This window comes from Peribacillus sp. P4_C12 (assembly GCF_056402095.1).
In genome coordinates, this window is sequence record NZ_JBFUIB010001022.1 from 1 (window position 1) to 810 (window position 810).

An 810-nucleotide genomic window follows, 5' to 3' on the forward strand; every position below is an offset into this window, starting at 1 on the left:
AAGGGGGTGAAACCAATGGTCGTAAACAAAGCTTATAAATTTCGAATCTATCCAACTAAAGAACAACTAGTTCTAATCAATAAAACGATCGGCTGCTCCCGTTTTGTCTATAACTTCTTTTTAGGCAAACAAAAGGAGAAAGATGCCTACTGGTATATCTGTGAAGAAATGAAACAGAACGGCCAATTACCCTCTAATGAATGGAAARGTTCTTTTCTGAATAAATACGCAACAATCAAAGAACTTCCAGCTTTAAAGAAAGAGTATTCTTTCCTGAAAGAAGTAGACAGTATTGCCTTACAGAAATCGGTGGAAAATCTAGCAGATTCCTATAGTCGATATTATAAAAAGCAAAACAAGTCACCACGCTTCAAATCGAAAAAGAATCCTATCCAGTCCTACACGACTAAAYATACGAATGGAAATATCGGAATAATTGGAAACAAAATMAAATTGCCAAAACTCGGTCTAGTTCGTTTTGCTAAAAGCCGCGAAGTCGAAGGGCGAATCATCAATGCCACAATCAGGCGGAACYCTTCGGGTAAATATTTCATTTCCGTTTTAGCSGAAACCMATGTACAAGTACTTCCTAAAAMKAATCGTTCGTGCGGTGTAGATGTTGGTTTGAAGAACTTTGCTATTCTTTCAGATGGTACGGTCTATCAAAAYCCAAAATTCTTCCGGAYGGTCGAAAAGAAATTGGCCAAAGCACAACGGATTCTTTCAAGGCGACAAGAAATAGCCTTGAATCAAAATAAACCATTGRCTGAAGCYAAAAACTATCAAAAACAAAAACGAAAAGTGGCTATC

1 protein-coding gene is annotated in these 810 nt (G+C 37.2%); it reads left to right on the forward strand.

The features are described from left to right. Positions 1 to 15: 15 nt before the first annotated feature. Positions 16 to 810, forward strand: a 795-nt coding sequence (locus AC1DUW_RS30955) for an RNA-guided endonuclease TnpB family protein (RefSeq protein ID WP_477644471.1), incomplete at its 3' end; no start/stop codon positions are given.